The sequence below is a fragment of the Synechococcus sp. BIOS-E4-1 genome (assembly GCF_014279995.1).
Taxonomy (GTDB): domain Bacteria; phylum Cyanobacteriota; class Cyanobacteriia; order PCC-6307; family Cyanobiaceae; genus Synechococcus_C.
The window spans coordinates 2,045,082-2,062,725 of record NZ_CP047935.1 but is presented as its reverse complement, the minus strand read 5'-3'; the positions used below and the strand labels follow the sequence as shown (position 1 = coordinate 2,062,725).

General features: G+C 56.6%; 19 protein-coding genes. 8 read left to right on the top strand and 11 right to left on the bottom strand.

Annotation, left to right across the window (positions count from 1 at the left end; translation table 11 throughout):
• Positions 1-3: 3 nt before the first annotated feature.
• Entirely contained in the window at positions 4-573 is a 570-nt protein-coding gene (gene recR / locus SynBIOSE41_RS11195) for a recombination mediator RecR (RefSeq protein WP_304623152.1), read from the bottom strand.
• 117 nt (positions 574-690) lie between these two features.
• Here recR and psbP point away from each other — a divergent pair, with 117 nt between their 5' ends.
• The 3 genes from psbP to SynBIOSE41_RS11180 all read left to right on the top strand — a co-directional run bounded on the left by psbP (position 691) and on the right by SynBIOSE41_RS11180 (position 2,832).
• Positions 691-1,245 (top strand): photosystem II reaction center PsbP, encoded by a 555-nt coding sequence (gene psbP / locus SynBIOSE41_RS11190; protein ID WP_066912315.1) that lies wholly within the window; start codon positions 691-693, stop codon positions 1,243-1,245.
• A 72-nt stretch (positions 1,246-1,317) separates the two neighbouring features.
• Positions 1,318-2,637: an NHLP bacteriocin system secretion protein gene (locus SynBIOSE41_RS11185; protein ID WP_186537961.1), complete on the top strand. Its 1,320-nt coding sequence runs from the start codon at positions 1,318-1,320 to the stop codon at positions 2,635-2,637.
• 18 nt (positions 2,638-2,655) lie between these two features.
• Positions 2,656-2,832 carry a hypothetical protein gene (locus tag SynBIOSE41_RS11180; RefSeq protein ID WP_186537960.1) on the top strand — a complete coding sequence of 59 codons (177 nt, stop codon included), beginning with the start codon at positions 2,656-2,658 and terminating at the stop codon, positions 2,830-2,832.
• A 118-nt stretch (positions 2,833-2,950) separates the two neighbouring features.
• Here SynBIOSE41_RS11180 and SynBIOSE41_RS11175 read toward each other — a convergent pair whose 3' ends face one another.
• The 7 genes from SynBIOSE41_RS11175 to SynBIOSE41_RS11145 form a co-directional block, all read right to left on the bottom strand.
• Positions 2,951-3,115 (bottom strand): hypothetical protein, encoded by a 165-nt coding sequence (locus SynBIOSE41_RS11175; protein ID WP_074159402.1) that lies wholly within the window; start codon positions 3,113-3,115, stop codon positions 2,951-2,953.
• 381 nt (positions 3,116-3,496) lie between these two features.
• Entirely contained in the window at positions 3,497-5,446 is a 1,950-nt protein-coding gene (locus tag SynBIOSE41_RS11170) for a TolC family protein (protein ID WP_186537959.1), read from the bottom strand.
• Complete coding sequence (locus tag SynBIOSE41_RS11165; protein ID WP_186537958.1) at positions 5,376-6,503, bottom strand: FUSC family protein; 1,128 nt, start codon at positions 6,501-6,503, stop codon at positions 5,376-5,378. The genes SynBIOSE41_RS11170 and SynBIOSE41_RS11165 overlap by 71 nt, the downstream gene beginning before the upstream one ends.
• Positions 6,500-7,438: an FUSC family protein gene (locus tag SynBIOSE41_RS11160; RefSeq protein ID WP_255475726.1), complete on the bottom strand. Its 939-nt coding sequence runs from the start codon at positions 7,436-7,438 to the stop codon at positions 6,500-6,502. The genes SynBIOSE41_RS11165 and SynBIOSE41_RS11160 overlap by 4 nt, the downstream gene beginning before the upstream one ends.
• Positions 7,439-7,498: 60 nt before the next feature.
• Complete coding sequence (locus tag SynBIOSE41_RS11155) at positions 7,499-8,401, bottom strand: LCP family protein (protein ID WP_186537956.1); 903 nt, start codon at positions 8,399-8,401, stop codon at positions 7,499-7,501.
• Positions 8,402-8,461: 60 nt separating this feature from the next.
• A complete protein-coding gene (locus tag SynBIOSE41_RS11150) occupies positions 8,462-10,588 on the bottom strand; it encodes a cation:proton antiporter (RefSeq protein WP_186537955.1) in 2,127 nt (708 codons plus the stop codon).
• A complete protein-coding gene (locus SynBIOSE41_RS11145; protein WP_186537954.1) occupies positions 10,588-12,396 on the bottom strand; it encodes an ABC transporter ATP-binding protein in 1,809 nt (602 codons plus the stop codon). Before SynBIOSE41_RS11145 ends, SynBIOSE41_RS11150 begins: the two co-directional genes overlap by 1 nt.
• 300 nt (positions 12,397-12,696) lie before the next feature.
• Here SynBIOSE41_RS11145 and SynBIOSE41_RS11140 point away from each other — a divergent pair, with 300 nt between their 5' ends.
• From SynBIOSE41_RS11140 to SynBIOSE41_RS18130, 5 genes are all read left to right on the top strand, one after another.
• Positions 12,697-12,927 (top strand): hypothetical protein, encoded by a 231-nt coding sequence (locus tag SynBIOSE41_RS11140; protein WP_186541115.1) that lies wholly within the window; start codon positions 12,697-12,699, stop codon positions 12,925-12,927.
• Between the two features lie 46 nt (positions 12,928-12,973).
• Positions 12,974-13,237: a Nif11-like leader peptide family natural product precursor gene (locus SynBIOSE41_RS11135; RefSeq protein WP_186537953.1), complete on the top strand. Its 264-nt coding sequence runs from the start codon at positions 12,974-12,976 to the stop codon at positions 13,235-13,237.
• A 134-nt stretch (positions 13,238-13,371) separates the two neighbouring features.
• Entirely contained in the window at positions 13,372-13,635 is a 264-nt protein-coding gene (locus tag SynBIOSE41_RS11130; RefSeq protein WP_186537952.1) for a Nif11-like leader peptide family natural product precursor, read from the top strand.
• Positions 13,636-13,690: 55 nt separating this feature from the next.
• Positions 13,691-14,074 (top strand): Nif11-like leader peptide family RiPP precursor, encoded by a 384-nt coding sequence (locus SynBIOSE41_RS11125; protein WP_186537951.1) that lies wholly within the window; start codon positions 13,691-13,693, stop codon positions 14,072-14,074.
• A gap of 306 nt (positions 14,075-14,380) precedes the next feature.
• Positions 14,381-14,509, top strand: coding sequence for a hypothetical protein (locus SynBIOSE41_RS18130; RefSeq protein ID WP_255475725.1), 129 nt, complete (start codon positions 14,381-14,383; stop codon positions 14,507-14,509).
• Positions 14,510-14,851: 342 nt separating this feature from the next.
• On the opposite strand, the gene SynBIOSE41_RS11120 is transcribed toward SynBIOSE41_RS18130, so the two are convergent.
• From SynBIOSE41_RS11120 to SynBIOSE41_RS11110, 3 genes are all read right to left on the bottom strand, one after another.
• On the bottom strand, positions 14,852-15,199 hold the full coding sequence (locus SynBIOSE41_RS11120) for an RNA-binding protein (RefSeq protein WP_186537950.1): 348 nt from the start codon (positions 15,197-15,199) through the stop codon (positions 14,852-14,854).
• A 290-nt stretch (positions 15,200-15,489) separates the two neighbouring features.
• Complete coding sequence (locus tag SynBIOSE41_RS11115; RefSeq protein WP_186537949.1) at positions 15,490-15,786, bottom strand: hypothetical protein; 297 nt, start codon at positions 15,784-15,786, stop codon at positions 15,490-15,492.
• Positions 15,787-15,791: 5 nt separating this feature from the next.
• Complete coding sequence (locus SynBIOSE41_RS11110; RefSeq protein WP_186537948.1) at positions 15,792-17,618, bottom strand: DEAD/DEAH box helicase; 1,827 nt, start codon at positions 17,616-17,618, stop codon at positions 15,792-15,794.
• Between the last annotated feature and the right edge of the window lie 26 nt (positions 17,619-17,644).

Here is a 17,644-nt window from a genome sequence, read left to right as displayed (position 1 = left end):
AGATCAGTCCACTTCGCGTCGACCCTCCAGTGCACGGCTGAGAGTCACATCGTCGGCGTACTCAAGTTCACTGCCTACCGGGAGTCCGTAGGCAATGCGGCTGACCCGGGTGAACGGCTTGAGCAACCTGGCCACGTAGAGGCTTGTGGTGTCTCCTTCCACGCTGGGTGTGAGAGCCAGAATCACTTCCTCCACGTCATCGGCGGCCACTCGCTTCACCAGGCTGCTGATCTGGAGCAGATCGGGCCCAATTCCATCCATGGGAGAGATCAGCCCTCCCAGAACGTGATAACGCCCGCTGAATTCCCGGGTTCGTTCGAGCGCAAGTAGATCGCGTGAATCAGCAACCACACAGATCTGGCCGTTGGAACGCTCTTCGTTACGGCAGATCTCACACACGGAATCGGCACTGAGGTGAAAGCAGGTCTGGCATTGCCCGACCTGGGTGCGTGCGGCCAGCAGGGCATCCGCGAAACTGCGGATCTGCTCTTCCGGTTGCCTGAGCAGATGCAGAGCCAGTCGCTGCGCGGTGCGGGGTCCAATCCCCGGCAGTCGCTCGAACTGGTCGATCAGACGAGCAAGGGGTCGGGTGAATCCGCTCAGAACACTGAGGCAAGTGGCGAAAATCTAAACAGGGGAAGCTGCGGGCAGAATGGCGCGCATTCGGTCAACTTCAATTCAAGTTCCTCAATGGGCTCATTGCTGCGTCAACCGCTCCGGTCACTGCTCGTTTTGCTTTGTGTGCTGATGCTCAGCGCCTGCGGCGGAGCCAGCGCCGGCCTCAACTCCTTCAAGAGTCCCGATGGCCGCTACGCCTTCCTCTACCCCACCGGCTGGACTCGGGTTGCGGTGACCGGTGGGCCAGCTGTGGTGTTTCACGACCTGATCCACAGTGATGAAACGGTGAGCCTGGTGGTCTCCGATGTTGATCCCGATGATGATCTTGAGAGTCTCGGGAGCGCCGTGGCTGTTGGCGAGCGACTGCGGCGTGAGGTGATCGCTCCTGATGGAACTGGGCGGAATGCCGAGCTGATCGCAGCGACTGAGCGTGATTCCGATGGTCATGTCTTCTACGACCTGGAATATGCCGTGCACCTGGAGGACCGCGATCGCCATGAGCTGGCCACAGTGGTGGTCGATCGCGGTCGGCTCTATACCTTGGCAACCAGCACCAATGAAGATCGCTGGTCGAAGGTTCAGGGACTGTTCAGTTCAGTGATCAGTTCGTTCACGCTGTTGATCTGAGTCTTCGGACGTCGCTCTGAACTGTCCTCTCGGCAGCGGCAGTGACAGTTCATCGCCAGCAAGATGGCATGCATGACCACGTCTTCCCGCGTTGAGCGTCTTCGGGGCCGATGGAACGGCCTCACCGACCATCAGCAGGTCGGCGCCTCACTGGCCGGGGTGGGTGCTCTGTTTGGCGCATGGCTTCTGTTCTGGCCGGTGCCCACTGAAGTTGAAGGCCGCGGTGTTCTGATCTATCCCGATAACGCTGGGATTCTCAATGCCAGGGCAGCTGGCCAGGTCCTGAGCATCAACACCGAGGTCGGCGAGGGTGTGGGCAAGGGTCAGGTGCTGATGACTCTGTATTTGCCTGTGCTGGAACGGAAGCTCGATCAGCAGAAGGGGAATCTGCGTCAATTAGTGCGTCAGAACGCGGAACTGGATGAGCGGGATGCTCTGCGTATCCGCACAGCCAAGCTGGCTCTTGATACAGCTCTGGCCAAGCTGGACGACGATGAAAAGCGTCTGTCCCGGCTTCAGGCGACTTACAACAGCAAGCTCGACAACCTCAACTGGTTGGCGAGACGGGAGGTGGTGGCTCCATTGGCCCAGGAGGTAGTGTCTGCGGAACAGGGCCTCACCACGACAAGTGTCCAGCTGGATGACATCAAGATTCAGCGCAAAGACCAGATCACCGATTTTCAGCAGATCAAGCTCAACATCGAGTCTGAAAAGCTGGATCGACGCTTTCAGATCGATGATCTCAAGCGGGAGATCAAGGTCATGGAGGCCAGAATCGCCTTTGACGGGAATGTCACTGCGGTGCGCAGTGGCACGGTGCTTGACCTGCAGGTCATTCAGGGGCAGACGGTCAAGCTTGGTGATCGTCTGGGTACCATTGGCCGTAACACCAGACCTCCGAAGGGCGAAAGCAAAACCGGAGGTGATCTGATCGCTGTTTCGTATTTCTCGCCTGCTGATGCCCGTCGACTTCCGATTGGCTTGCCGGTGGAGGTTGTGCCCCTCTGGAATCAGCGCGGTCGTTTTGGGGGGATTGTTGGCAAGGTGCGCAGTGTGCTCACCCTTCCCGCCACGCAGGAAGACATCTCCACCACCATCGGCAACAACCAGTTGGCCGAAGCGCTTGTCGAAAACGGTCCGGTGATGCGTGCTGAAATCGAGCTCGACCGTCACCCCCGCACTGACGACGGCTACCGATGGACGCTTTCGCAGGGCAGTGGAGTCTTCCCGATCCGCGAGGGTCTCACCGTGGATACGTTCGCCTATGTGGAGTGGCGCTCCCCGGTCACTTACATCATTCCCGGGTTGCGTTCGCTCACCGGTGGGTTCCGCACATTCCGTATCGATCGCATCTGGGATCTGCCGTTCCTGCGGCAGCCCGGGACCCCTTAATGATGTTCTGACTTGGCCATGTCACTCCGCCCCCTTCTGCGTCAGGAACTTCCCTGGCTGGTTTCAGAACTGGTTCTGCTGATCGTTCTGCTCAATGCCAATCCACCTGAACTGTGGTTCTGGCTTGTTGTGTTCATCGTTATTTTCGGCTATCGAATCGAGCGGTGGTGGTCGTCCAGACCCGCTGATAAGTAGTACGGCAGCGCTGTTTCTCAGAGTGCTCCATGCCGAATAAGAACTGCGCCCGTTTCGATGAGTTGAGTTCAGCAAAGAGGCGAGATCAGCTGACGGTTGGGGTTGGGTTCTGTTCGTTTCAGATCACCATGGCTGAGGGGCACCATCCCCGATGACATTCGCAGCCGCGTCCATCGGCGCAGGCTTCAGAGCAGAAGGCTTTGCCGTTGCTCATCACAGCTTTCGCCGTCGGAACGATGCACTGACAGCCTTGGTATTCACACCTGATCAGATCAGCATCCATGGGTGACTCCGGGATCGATGATCTTGGTTTATTCCTGTAGAAAGTTTCTCGATAGGGCAAGAGCCGCCCATGAAGGTTCGGTTTCAGGACCAAGGCCGAATGTTTCCCGGAGTACGGGTGACGCTCTAGCTGGCCATAGCTATTGCTTCAGTATTGGTCAACCATCCTTCCAGAAGGGCATTCCAGAGCCTTCCCAGGGCAGCTCAATGCTTTGAACGGATCCCAAATCCCTTTGATTCGCCTTCAGGGCTTGGCACGATTGAGCGCAGTTGAGCAGACATAACGGGATTTAATGAATCATCAAATCTGCTACCAATGGGAAGACAAGCCAGTATTCGCTCAGCGCCGGTTTTCAATTCTGATTACCAGATGTTCGGCTGGTCAGGGTTGATTCAGTTCATGCATTGAGAACCCCTCCAGGGTTAGTTCCGTAGGAACCGTTGTATCAGGATCTGTTGGCATGGGCAGTAGTTCGCGCAGCAGCTGGGCGTAGGTCACATTCACGTCCACAGTTGCGATCAGGCGGTTGACCAGTGAATCAACCAGCTGTGTCTGAGTCACCGAGAGATCCACTTCATTGGTGAGTCCTGTCTTGTAGCGGAGTGTGCTGTCCCGGAAGGCTTCCTTGCTTGCTCCCACTGCGCGCCGCGCAGAAACCAGCTTGGCAAGACTTGCTTCATGATTCAGGAAAGCCCGTTCGAGGCGAAGCCGGATGGTGTTGCGGGTGGCGGCGTACGACTGGCTTGCTGCCTGCTCCTGCAGTGAAAGAGCTTTCACGGCATTCGCCGTTGCACCAGCATTGAAGATCATCCAGTTGAACGCGAGTCCAACCGACCAGTCGTATCCCGCCACCTGCTCCAGGGGGAAAAACGTGCCACCGCAGCATGCCTCCATCACAGAGAAGTTGAAGGTGCGCTCCACCGATGCCATGCCTCCCACGGAGGCGAACAGGCTCAGCTTGGGCAGCAGCTGAGCTGCAGTTTCGTCCTGCTGCAATGCCAGGGCCCGACGTGTGGCGAGGATCGCATCGAGCTCGGGGTTGCTGTCGTAGGCGGCTAACAAGGACTGTTCAAGACTCAGCGGCCAGGCCGGGGCCAGCCCGATTGAATCGCCTGCACTGGGAATCACATCGGCGGGCAGATTCAACAGGGTCCATAACGCTCTTCTTGCAACAGCTCGATCAGCCAGCGCCTGGATCAGTTCCTCCTGATCGGTGGCGAGGGTTGCATTGCGGCGCAAAAGATCCACTCGCGGCACAAGCCCTGCCTGTTTGAGATTGAGCGTGTCTTCCAGCACGATCAGGTCGGTTCGCACCACCGCATCACGGATGCGCACCAACTGCTCATTCAGCTGAAGCTGGTAGTAAGCCTCACTGATCTCGAGTTGCAGAGCTCGGAGCTGGTTGGCGTACTGCTGTTTGAACTGCTGAAGCTTGGCATCGGCGGAGCGGACCCTTGGTGTGCGGGCGAAGTCGATCAGCGCGTAGTTGAGTTGCAGGCCCGCCTGAGAGTCAACGCCGTTGGAGTCGGCATACAACCCACCTCCTGCCGGTATGTAGAAGGGGCCGTCCGTTCCGCTGATCTTTTTGTCGTCGTTTTCGAGGACCGCGAAATTGGTGTTCTGGCCCTTTTTGGCGAACAGAGGACCAAATCCGAAGTTGTTGTTGCCATAAGGCGAAAATGTGGTGCTGCCGCTCTGGAAACCCTCTAGATCGGCAAACACACTGATGGTGGGCCAGTAAGCCCCTGAGAGCGAGGCGACCGTGGCGCCCTGAGCAGCAATCTGTTCCCGTTGAATCTGAAGCTCGGGATTGTTGCGGAAGGCAATCGCGATCGCCTGTTGCAGGCTCACGGATTTCACCGTGGAGCTTTGATCAGCCAGTCCAGGAAGGCTGAGGGGTGGATCTGGAAGGCTGTCGTCCTGGCTGAGCGCATCTTCGGCCGGTCGGTTGGCGTCCATGAGGTTGGACGGGAGTTTCGGCGCCTTCAGGTTGTCCGAATCATCAAGATCTGGAGCAGGGCCCAACAGCGTGTCCAGGCTGTCGAGTTGTTGGTTCAGTTGGCTCCAGCTGCGTTCGAGCTGATAGGTATTGTCGCCGTAATTGAGGCGGGCTGGAGCTCCTGCATCCGGAGTGGCTTTAGAGGCCGCCGGCAACAGCAGGCCAACAATCGGGATCAGAAATGAACCCCTGATGAACGACCTGATCAAGGGATGAGCCTGTTGTCCTTGAGGGCCTTGATCCTGACGCCGTACAACAACTTCAGCGAGTTGAAGTGACAGGCTTCGATCTGGCCATTCCCGGCAGGCAGTCGTGCATGACGGAAGCTCCATGCTCGATCAGGGATGAGCGCAGAACGATCTGTCGCATCCGCTCTGGGGAGATGTCTGCCTCCTTGCCCTTGCGTCCAGCATGCAATTCGAGGCTCATCGTCAGCTGTTCGGCCACCGCTTCTAGATCTCTGTTCATCACCATCAGGGCTTGCAGATCGAGGCACTGCTTCTCGGCTAGATCGGGCTGGCGCAGGTTTCCGGACAGGGCTGTAAGGAGGTTGATCTGATGCTTGAGAACTTCCGCCTCTTCGAGATGAAGCGCCTTGATGCTCTGTGGTGACTGTATTGGTGCCGGCAGTCCTCGCAAGCCATCCAGCACTGAAATCAGCTGCGAGATCAGCAAGTCAAGTGCGGTCCAGAGCTGGTGCAGCGGGTGGTTCTCTGGATTCAGGCCCAGTTCCACCTGGGCCTGGTCGCGTTGCTGTCTCAGGGCATTGAGCTGTTGCAAGATCTCGGTTCGTCTGTCTCTGCGATTGGTCATTGAAATTCGGGTGGGAGTTTCCTCCTCCAGCCGTTGTTTCTCCAGCTCAAATTCTTGGATCAGTTCGTCGATGAATCGGGCGAACTGCCTGTGAAGCGACGGAATCGTGCCGCTGGGCCAGACGTAGCGGGTCGCCCACAGCGATAGCGCGATGCCGAAGGCTGTCCAGAACAGGCGCGACATGCCCCAGATTGATTCCTCTGCGCTGTGGACCAGCCAGCCCATGATCACGATGTTGCCGGCGACTTTGTAACCCACCTGCAATCCCAGAGCACCTCCGAGCAGACGAACGCTGGCGAGGGCCAGACCGAGCCCAAGGGGTAGAGGAAGTTCAAGACCGCGAGAGAAGAGCAACACGATCACCACACCCATCACCGACCCGAGGATGCGTTGAATACTCAGCTTCATCGAGTTGCCGTAGCTTCCCGACAGAACCGCGGCTGTGCAAAGAGGCACGTAGTAGCCGAAAGGAACAGAGTTCAGCAATCCGAAGCCTGCACCCAGACCCGTCACCAGGGCGAGTCGAAGGTCGGATCGCAGGATCCAGCGATTGGTTTGTTTTGCGGAGCCGCTCATGATGCTCGCTCGGCATTGAGCAGTTGCTGGCAGGTCAGCACACGTCGGAAGCGGGTCACCTGTTCTTCAAGAGCGATCCGTTGGGGTAACGACAACCCTTCATCGCAGCCGTTCAGATCCAGTCGACGTCGGGGTGCTGGGCGTTCAGCTAGGTATCTGCCAAGTGCAGGGAGATATTCGCTCCCCTTGTCCCGGTGAAGCCGTTCAATCAGCCGTTCCACGAGTAGCCAACGCACCTGTTGGCAGCGCCACAAACTGAGGCACTGGCGCCAGTGGTCGCGATCCAGTCGCTGTACATGACGAGGCCCCAGACTCAGCTCCACATTGATCAGACGCTGCAGCTCCAGAAGCTTGTTCGTGATAACTGCAGGCTGGATTTCAGGTGGAGGAGAACCCATGCCCTGCAGCGCAAGACTGTGGGCCTCGATCCTTGTTTGCAGAAGGTCGGTGAGCTGTTCGTGCAGGTTCTGCATCCGAGCCAGACGGTTCTTCGGCCAGAGCAGACGACCCATCACCAGGGCCACAATGATTCCCACCAGCGTGTCGATGCTGCGGTTGAACACGTAGTCCCAGCTCAGCGTGGAATAGCTGTGAATGCCCAGAAACATCACGCTGACTGTCACGGCTGTGGACATCCCACTCGCCCAACCAAACCGCCGCAGCAGCGGAATCGTGATCAACAGGCTCACCAGGATGCCGATCCAGCCGGTCATGATCGAATGGACCAGAAAGGTGACCAATCCACCGCTCACAGTTCCGAGGATGCGTCCGCGCGCAGCTCTCAGGCTGTTCTCGTCCTGGTCGTCAACGACAATATTAACGGCCAGAAGCGGATACCAGAGATAAGCGATCCGTTGAAAGTGTTGAGCGATGGCACACGTGATCAGGATGCTTAACCCGAGCCTGAGGCTCTGTCGCAGCAGATTCCTGTCCACAGATGCAACCGCCGGCGTCGCCATTTTGGACGCCTTAGGCGATGAAGTCTCGTCGTTGGCTCAGTAGAGGAAGCGGTAGCGCCAGCTGCTGGATTCGCTGGCATCACCACCGCGCTGTTGTGCAGGCCATGCCGTATCGAGATAACTGATGCCGTTTCGGTAGAAGGGACGTGCATCAAGACGCTCGGTTTCCAGTTCTGTCAGACCCATCGCTGTGATTAATCCGCCCAGCTCCATGGCACCGAGATCGGTCTCAAGATTGTTGCCGGCTTCTTTGATCAGAGCGGGCAGTTTCACCAGATGTTCAGGCCGGGTGAGTCGGCTGAATAGGCTTTTCAGCACGAGCTGCTGCCGCGCCAGACGACCCAGGTCACCTTCCTCATCGTGTCTCCAGCGCAGGAAACCCTCAAGATCTCGACCTTTGAGCAGCTGAGGTCCCGGTTGCAGATCGATCAGCAGGCCCTGACTGTTGTCGCGGTAATAAAGGCGTTTGGGGACATCGACTTCAACGCCGCCCACCAGATCACTGAGTGTGCGGATCCCATTGAGGTTCACAAGGATGTGGTGGTCGATCGGTCGACCCATCAGCCTTGATAACTCAGCCTTCACCGCTTCATGCCCCCCGTAGGCATAAAGAGCATTGGCTTTGACAGGCCCGAAGCTATGGGAATCAATGAAGCTGTCTCTTGGAATCTGAGTGATGGAGGTGCGGCCTCCTTCCACCTTCAACGTGAAGATCGCGTCGGTATTGCCGCCACCATCATCAACCCCGAGCACAAGAATTTCGCGGTTATCGAAGACGGACCAGGCTGAAAAAGGGTTGCTGACAGGAAGCAGCAGGGGAGCTTCGGATTCAGGTATGAGCGAGCGGCTGAGGGGAATCGCCAGCAAAAAACCCCCTGTCAACCCAACGATGGCTGACAGGATCAGGGTTTTTGGCCGAACTTTCCTCGCTTCATCCATTGACGCACTTTAAGCCCAAAATCTCAATTTCTTAATGATTCCTTGCTTGGTTGGCTTGGTTCAGGTCAGGGGTTCGCTGATCACCATCGAAGCGCAATTCAGCACAGACACCAGATTGCTGGTTCGATCACTCGCTGGGATGGGCAAGCCTGCGACCTGACGGCGCTGAGAGCGCAGGATCACCAGATCGTGATCGCGGCTGCTGAGTTCGATCTTGGCTTCAACCCCTGGCCCGGACGCGAGCTGAATGCGAATGACGGCGCCCATGCTGTTGCGAGGTTGCCACCGACGCAGCTCATGTTTGATCCGGATTCGTTCCGATCGATTGAGCCGAGGATCACAGATGTGCAGCAGTGTGATCAGGCCCTGCTCGCTGGATTGGCTCGCGAGAATCCGCTGGGCGAGTTCAAACTGTTCGCGAGCGCTGGCGGAGAGATCTTTGATTGGAACAAGAATTCTTTGAAGCGTTTCGATCGGACGGTCAGCCAGGTTGACCACCACAACCGGGCAGTGTGCGGTGCGGCAGACACCGTCCACGAGGTCACCGAAGAACCAGCGCCTCACCTTGTCCGGTCGTCCCGCTCCAATCATCAAAAGATCAGCACCCTGCTCCAGTGCGCTGCGACTCATTCCGCCTGCGATGTCTTCATCCAGCCTCAGCAGGCAGCGGGTTTTGACCTGCAGCTGCCTGCCGATAGCCGCAGCCTGGGACAGTCGTTCTCTGGCAGATGCCACTGCACGATTCAAGCCCCCTCGCGCTTCTTCAAGGCTGGGACACACAAGAGCAAGGGGCAGCAACTGACCCTGCAGTTCGGCACCACCGCTCAGCAGCCGAGAGGCAATGCTCAGCAGCCCCTGTTCCGTGGAAGGATTTGCGATCGGAACGACGATGGTCAGTGGTCGGCTGACCACATCGAATGGGGTGTCATCGTCTGATGAGGTGTCGTCGCCAAGCTCTGTGTTGCTCGGCCTTGTCCATTTCGGTTCCACCAGTTGCCTGACGGATCGTGCGGTGAGGATTGGTCCAAGGGTTGCGGTCACCACCATCATCGCCAGAACCGCATTCAGCACCGACTGGTCGAGCAATCCGGCCTCGTAGCCAATGAATGCTGTGGCCAGTGTGGCCGCAACCTGTGGCATGGCCAACGACCACATCATCACAATCTGATTGCCGTTGTACCGGAAGGCCCGGCCGGCAATCAGGCTTACTATCCCTTTGCAGCTGATCACACCGATCACCATCAAGAGAGGCAGCTGAAAGTGGGTGATGGAGTTTTTAAGGCTGCTCAGATCCAGCAGGAGGCCGAGGTGAATGAAAAAGATGGGGATGAACAGAGCCGCACCAACCAGAATCACCTGCTGTTTTGACTTTCCCTCCGGCAGCACGGAGTTCACCGCCAGTCCAGCCAGAAAGGCCCCAACGATTTTTTCGACGCCGGCAAGTTCCGCACCAAGCGAAGCGATGAACAGGATGAGCAAAATGGTGAGGAAGATCCGACTTTCGTCGTTGACGCTTCCGCGGAAGATCCTGCGTCCGACCTTGCGAATGATGGCGACGACTGCCACGGCAAAAATTGCGACGCTGGCGATCAGTCCGGCCAGATTGGTCAGTGAAAAGGAGTGCCTGCCAAGACCGATGGCGATCGCGAGTACGACCAGAGAGGCGATATCGGTGAGAATGGTGCTGCCCACGCTGACCACGACAGCCTCGTCTCGCTGCGCTCCATAACTACGCACGATTGGGTAGCCCAAAGGGGTATGCGTTGCAATCAGGCTCCCAATCAGCAGGCAGGGAACCAATGGGTAGCCGAGCAGGAGTCCGATGGCTCCCCCTGTTGCCATGCCACCGACAAAATGGAGAACTCCAATCTTCAGAGATCGACTGCGTACTCTATTGAATTCATCGAGATCAATCTCCAATCCCACAATGAACAGGAGGTAGATCGCGCCGATGTCAGAGACGAGTTGAAGGGTCTCACCGTCTGGCTGCAGAAGTTTGAGAGCGCTGGGGCCCATCAGGACGCCAGCGAGCAGCAGTCCGACGAGATCGGGAAGGCCTGTTCGCCTGAACAGTGGCGGAACCAGCATGGCCAGCGCCACGAGCAAGGCCATGCTTCCCAATGGCTGATGTGCCAGATGGGACAGCGAAGTGAACCCCGGTGACGCCGCAGCGAGCTGGTGGAGCATCAAAGGATCAGTGCTTCATCGCGGCGAAGTCCGGCCTGAACGCGCCAGAGATCGGCGTAAACACCGGCTTGATGCAGCAGTTGTTCATGGCTTCCGTCTTCCACGATGCAACCGTGATCCATGACAACGATGCGATCAGCATGTCGAACTGTGCTGAGTCGATGGGCAATCACCAGTGTGGTGCGGTTCGCGGTGATGCGCATCAGTGAACGCTGGATCGCAGCTTCGGTGTCGTTGTCGACTGCAGCCGTTGCTTCATCAAGGATCAACACAGGAGCGTTCTTCAGGATCGCTCTCGCCAATGCGATGCGTTGGCGCTGCCCTCCTGAGAGACGTTGTCCTCTTTCTCCCACGATGGTGTCGAACTGTTCCGGCAGTGCCTGGATGAACTCAAGCGCTTCGGCCTTTCGAGCGGCGGCACGCACCTCTTCCGGCGATGCGTTCGGTGCTCCATAGGCGATGTTCTCAGCCACGCTGCCGTGAAAGAGATAGACGTCCTGACTGACAAGCGCGATGGAGCGCCGAAGATCATCGAGTCGCAGTTGCTCAATCGGGATTTCATCCAGGAAAATTTTCCCTGAATTGAGGGGATACAGCCTCAGCAGGAGTTTCACCAGCGAGCTTTTGCCTGAACCGGTGGCTCCGACAATTCCTAGTGTTTTTCCTGCGGGAATGGTCAGGTTGAATTTGTTCAGCAGAGCTGGTCGATTTCGATAGGCAAAATCGACCAGCTCGTAGCGGATGTCTCCATGCACCTGGTCTGCGGCGAGGCAGCGGCTTCCACCCGCGATCTGGATCGGTGTGTCGATCAGATCCAGCACCCGATTGGTTGAGGCCATGGAGCGTTGGTAGTCATCCAGTGTGCGGCCAAGCGTGGTGAGTGGCCAGAGCAACCTCTGGGTGATGAAGACAAGAAAGCTGTAGGTTCCAACTGCGATCACGCCATTCCTTGCCTGCACCCCACCGACCAGCAGGATTGCCAAGAACGCAAACAGAATGGCGAAACGGATCAGCGGAATGAAAGCAGCCGAGATCCTGATGGCATGGCGGTTGCACTCCCTGTAGGCATCACTTTCCCGGCGTAGCTGCTCAAGCTCCCAATCTTCTTGAGCAAAGCTTTTGATGGTGAGCATGCCTCCAATGTTGTTGGTGAGCCTTGAGGCCATGTCTCCTGCTCGCCGGCGTACATCGCCGTAGCGTGGGGCAAGACGGCTCTGGAAATTCAGCGAGCCCCAGAGAATGATTGGGATCGGCAGGAAGGCGAAGAGCGCCACACCTGGTGCCAGCGCCGTCATCAAACCACCTACCAGCAGCACTGTTGTGATGAGATGCAGGATCTCATTGGCGCCATGGTTCAGAAATCTCTCAAGCTGATTGATGTCATCGTTGAGCACCGTGAGCAGCCGTCCGCTGCTGTCGTGTTCGAAGAAGTCCATCTCCAGTTTCTGGAGATGGTCATAGGTCTCAAGGCGCAGGCTGTGTTGAGCGCTCTGGGCCAGGTTTCGCCAGAGCAGGCCATACAGATACTCAAAAAAGGATTCAGCCGTCCAGACCAGGAAAGACAGTATCGCCAGCACGATCAGCTGACTCAACACCGTTGTGGCTCCAAGTTGAGCAAGCCAGGACGTGTCCTGCTGAACAACCACATCCACGGCGAGAGCGATCAGTACCGGTGGTGCCAGATCGAAGATTTTGTTGATCACTGAGCAGCTGGCAGCACACCAAACCCTCCGGCGGTAGGGGCGCAGATGCTGGAACAAACGAATCAGAGGCGCCTGCTCAATGGCATGGGGCTTGGAATGAGGCATCCGCTCGGGCTGATCACAGCTTCATTCAAGCGTTGAGCCACCTGTCAAGCCCTGACTGGTTTTTATTACGACGAAAGGAGTGTCTCTACAACGGTTTCTAGATCGTTTCTACGACGATCCCAGCTCGGCTCTAAGCGGCACTAGACGCGCCTTTGACGATCCTGTGGGTCTTGGCCGCGACTTCCCTGGCGCATTCCCATCCCCTTTGAAGAGATCTATAAGAGATCGCTGAACGTGTTGCGCCCACGCCCTTCTAGGCAGTAGTGCAGGTGTACTGTTGCCAGGTTGGGTGGGCTGCGCATGGAGGAATGGGATTTCGTTGACGAGCGCGAGCTGCAGGGCTGGAAGGGCTCGCGTATTTGCCTCACCTGTCAGCACTTCACCTATGGCGTGGATGGCCACTGCAGAACGATGGTGGCCTGCAATCTCAGGCGGCAGCAGCTCCAGCAAGGCGATCATCTGATCAGGCGCTGTCGCCATTGGTCGCCAACCTGGCAGGACCAGGTTGGATGGTGCCCACAGCACGGCTGACGCTGTAGCTGGCCATGGCTATGTCTTCTGTACTGACCAATCACCGATGTCTTTAGAACAGCTCAAAGCCTTCCTCGCCAAAATCAAGGACGATTCCAGTCTTCAGGAAAAACTAAAAGCAACTAAGTTGCCTGAAGATGTCGTGCATATTGCTCAAGGATATGGTTACGAAATCACCGCTAATGAGATAAGCAAGCTCAGAGAGGACGAACTAGAAAGCTTGGCTGGTGGTAATTTGCAAACAACTGTATCAATGGCGGGGTATGTCTGTCCTTCTGATGATACCAACTGCCCCAATATTTGCCCCTAATGATTCAATCAACAGTAGTTAATTGACAAATCAGCCTAGCCACCGTTCATTGATTGCAGCTATTGACTGCTTTATGATCACCTGACGGTGCGACTTCAGAATTTTACTGTGCCTGGCAGATAGGATCGATGCCCATGTCCTTGGAACAACTCAAAGCCTTCCTGGAAAAAGTTAGAGGGGACAGCTGTCTCCAGGATAAATTGAAGATGGCGAATTCGCCTGATGAGGTTGTTGATATCGCAAAAGAGCAGGGATGCGAATTTACCACTGACAGTCTTAATGAACTCAGTGAAAAAGAATTAGAAGTTATTCTTGGTGGTTGGAGATGTTCAGTGGGTCCTCAGACGAATAAGCAAAATTGGACGCAAGCTCTGTGTTGTCAAAAAGGCCAGATCTGAATGAACAGCCAAGTTGAAAACCTGCTAAAAATTCCGCTGAACAGCGCTGCTACCCATGTCAGAAGAAGAACTCAAGCCCTTCCTGGAGAAGGTGAAAGAAAATAGCGGTCTTCTGGAAAAACTTAAGGCCGATTCTGATGCAGTCGTTGTAATGGCTAAAGACAGGGGTGCAATTTCTGTTGACGACTCAAAACGGGATGAGCTGCGCGGCAATGAATGGAAGACGTTGTCCGGTGGTTGGAGCAACGCAGATAGAATCAAAATTTTTGATTATTTCAGCAACCCACCTGTAACTATCGATTCCCAGCTTATGCATTTTAAGGCCCCTGCATTGAAAGGTTTTTTATTTCTATGCCCCACCCCTCAAAAAAAGCCCATAAACCAGCCACCAAATATCTGCAGCTCTGAGCGCAGTTGGGCTGAAATGGACAGCTTTTAATGAGTAATCAAACTTGCTGTCTACCACCAACTGCTGTCAAAACTCGTTCGGCACTCGTTCGGCGGCAGTTATCAACTCAGGCTCCCAGGCTTAGGCGCCCTGAATGTGGCTGAGCTCGTCCTCTGCTTGGACCTGTGTGTGGTGCTGTTTGCGTTGATATTGGTTGGGTGGATGCTGCTCAGGGCATGTTTGCGAGCTTGCAGGCGTGCTTCGGCCACAATGCGAAATCCTGCTTCTCGCCCCTTCAGCAGATCGCGCCAGCTGATATCAAAATTTTCGCAATAGCAAGCCCTTGTTGAGGCTGGTTTGGTCGAGACTCCTGCAGCGATTGGCTACAACAGCAGCACGAATCAGCAGCTCAGCATCTTCGGCATGCACGCCTCGGTGGAAACCCGCGGCTTTCTAAGACACTGTCACAGCGTTTGGCCGATCTGAGCAAGTGTTGTCTCAGTGATGCCAGTGCAAGTCACTGTGTTGATGTACTCAATGCTTTTTTGTTTTGCGCGAACGCTTGGTTTATGTCACAGCCGAGGTAGACCGTAAAGAGAACGAAGAGGTTGTATGACCCGTTCACGCGCACTGAACCGCTTTCATCGGTTCTGGCACATCGTCATCGGCAGGTCCTGCGTTGCAGAGTCCCTAGCCTTCAGCCTGAAAGGGGGCACACGGAACCACTGAACGTGAGTGATCGTTTGAAGCGACGTGCTCTTATGCGTGATCAGCGACTGGATGGATTGGAGCAGGAGCCGGCTGTCTGAGCCGGCTCCAAGGCATGAATCACCAGCGATTTCCGCCACCGCCGCCGTATCCGCCGCCATCGCGGCTGCCGCCGCCGCCGCCGCCATAACCACCGCGACCGCCGCCACCGCCACCGCCACCGCGCTCACGAGGTGTGGCCTTGTTGACACGGATCATTCGACCCATCCATTCAACGTTTTGAAGGTCGTCGATTGCTTTCTGCTCGTCCTCGTCGGTGTTCATTTCAACGAAGCCAAAGCCGCGCTTGCGACCGGTTTCTCTGTCGAGTGGAAGGCTGGCGCTCTTCACTTCGCCGTACTGGCTGAACAGGTCAAGCAGGTCTTCCTGCTCAGCCTGGAAGGAGAGATTGCCGATGTAAATGGTCATTTCCTGTTGGGACCGATGGACATTTGATCAGTGAAGCCGTGGTCCGAATTGGAAGTCCTTGATGCTGTAGCCGAGAAGCTGAAGCCGGGGGGAGCGAGCCGATCAGAGCCGAACGATGAAGCTGATGCCATGACACGCTACAGCCTGGACAGGAAAGAGATGCGAAACCGATGTCTGATTTCCGACGGGGCTTGTTGATGAGTGGATGGCTGGGTGTCGGATCACCTTCCCCTGCTCAGCGATGGACACCTCAGTTTCTGCGTGAAGCCGTGATCAATTGCTGATGTAATTCAGATTTTGAAGCGTTCTGCAGCCTCCTGTTTGCAGGTTTCCTGGGCCGCTTCAATCGTGCTCAGCAGAGATTGCCACTGAATTGAATTGCCCTGGTTCATTTCCCTGAGAAAGCACTCACAGGTAAAATCTCCCATCCCCTCAGGAGGGATTTTCCCGGCCTGATTCATGGCTGTCTTAAAACCTGCAAGACAAAGCTGGGTGATCTTGTTTTCAGCTTCCATGGAGCTTGCCGGCAAGGAGGCCGGAATCAGCGTGGCGAGAGCCATGCTGATCAAGCAATTGCGGCCGACCATCAGGTTCAGGAGGCTTGAGAGATCTGAAGCTCTCGGTTCATGACTTTCAGTTTGCGAAGAGCGTTGTACACATCCTCAGGCATGCCTTTGGGCAGATCCACAAGGCTGTGCGCATCAAAGATCTGAATCCTTCCGATCATTCGCCCTTGAAGGCCTGATTCATTGGCAATCGCACCGACGAGGTTCCCCGGTTTGACGCGGTCGCGATAACCCACCTCAACCCTGTAGCGCATCATGTTGTCCTCGGGTGGGCGTGATTCCCGATCCACGCGGCGACGATCACGACCGCGCGAATCACGCCGATCATCACGCCGATCGGCGCGGGCAGGTGTCTTGAGCCAGCTTTCATCACCTTGAACCAGCAGAGGTTGATCACCCACTGCAAGCTTCAGTGCTGCAACTGCCAGCTGCTCCATGCTCAGCTCGTTCTCCTGGCCCACCCTTTGAATCAGCTCCTGCAGCAGCGCTGTTTCCTCGTTGGTTTCGGCTGAAGCCGCCTGAGTCAGACGACTGCAAAGCCGATTCAGCCTGCTTTCGTTGATTTGGGCATTGCTGGGAATGTCCATCGGTTCAATGGCCTGACCCACCGCCCGTTCGAGGTTGCCGACAAAGCGACGTTCCCGAGGCGTGATGAACAGGATGGCTTCCCCTGTGCGACCGGCACGACCTGTGCGCCCGATGCGGTGCACGTAAGCCTCGCTGTCGAATGGCATGTCGTAGTTGATCACCAGCCCAATCCGGTCCACATCGAGACCACGGGCGGCCACGTCTGTGGCCACAAGGATGTTCACCGTGCCCTTGCGCAGGCGATCAACAGTGCGTTCGCGCTGGTTCTGCGGAACATCGCCATTGAGAACCGCAACATCGTGCCCTGATGCCTCCAGGGACTCAGCCACGGTGAGGGTGATGGCCTTAGTGCGGGCGAAAATGATCACGCCTTCCCCGGTCACAGCCTCCAGGACCCGGTTCAGGGCTTCGAGTTTGTGAGCGTTCTGAAGCGTGATGGATCTGTGGCGGATTCGTCTGGCCTCACGGTCTTTGGTCTTGATGGTGATCTCCGCCGGTTCGCTCAGATAGCGCTTTGAGAGACGGCGGATTTCGTTCGGCATCGTTGCCGAGAACAGCACCACCTGACGTTGATCAGGCAGTTGTTCGAGGATCCACTCCACATCATCGATGAAGCCCATCCGCAGCATCTCGTCGGCTTCATCCAGCACCAGACTGCGCAGCCCTGAGGTGTTGAGCGTTCCCTGGCGCATGTGGTCCATCACCCTGCCAGGGGTACCGACCACCACATCCACACCACGCTTGAGGGCATGAATCTGTGATCTGAAATCGGATCCTCCGTAGATCGCCAGCACATTGAGATGGGGATGTCCGGCGGCATAGGCCTTGAAGGAGTCGGCCACCTGCATGGCCAGTTCGCGGGTGGGTGCAAGCACCAGCACCCTGGGCTGATTGCTGCGCCCCTCAAGGCGTTCCAGCAGGGGAAGCGCGAAGGCAGCCGTCTTACCTGTGCCTGTCTGAGCCTGGCCGACTAGATCGCGTCCCAGCATGAGTTCCGGGATCGCCGCTTTCTGAATCGGGGATGGTTCCTTGTAGCCCTTTTCTTCCAGAGTCTTCAGCAAGGCCTCGCTGAATCCGAATCCGGCAAAGCCGGAAGGATTCGGCTCCTCAGGGATTTGGTTTGCAGCTGATTCGCCTTCTCCGCTCGGTTCAATCACGGTGGAGAAGAGATTCTGCTCCTCAGCGGCGACTTTCTGTTGAGGAAGTTCGGAAACAGTGAGGTCCACTGCGCAGGGCTCTACAGCCTGCGATTGTGTCTGGGTCATGTCGATGAAGGCGGTCTGCCTGATTG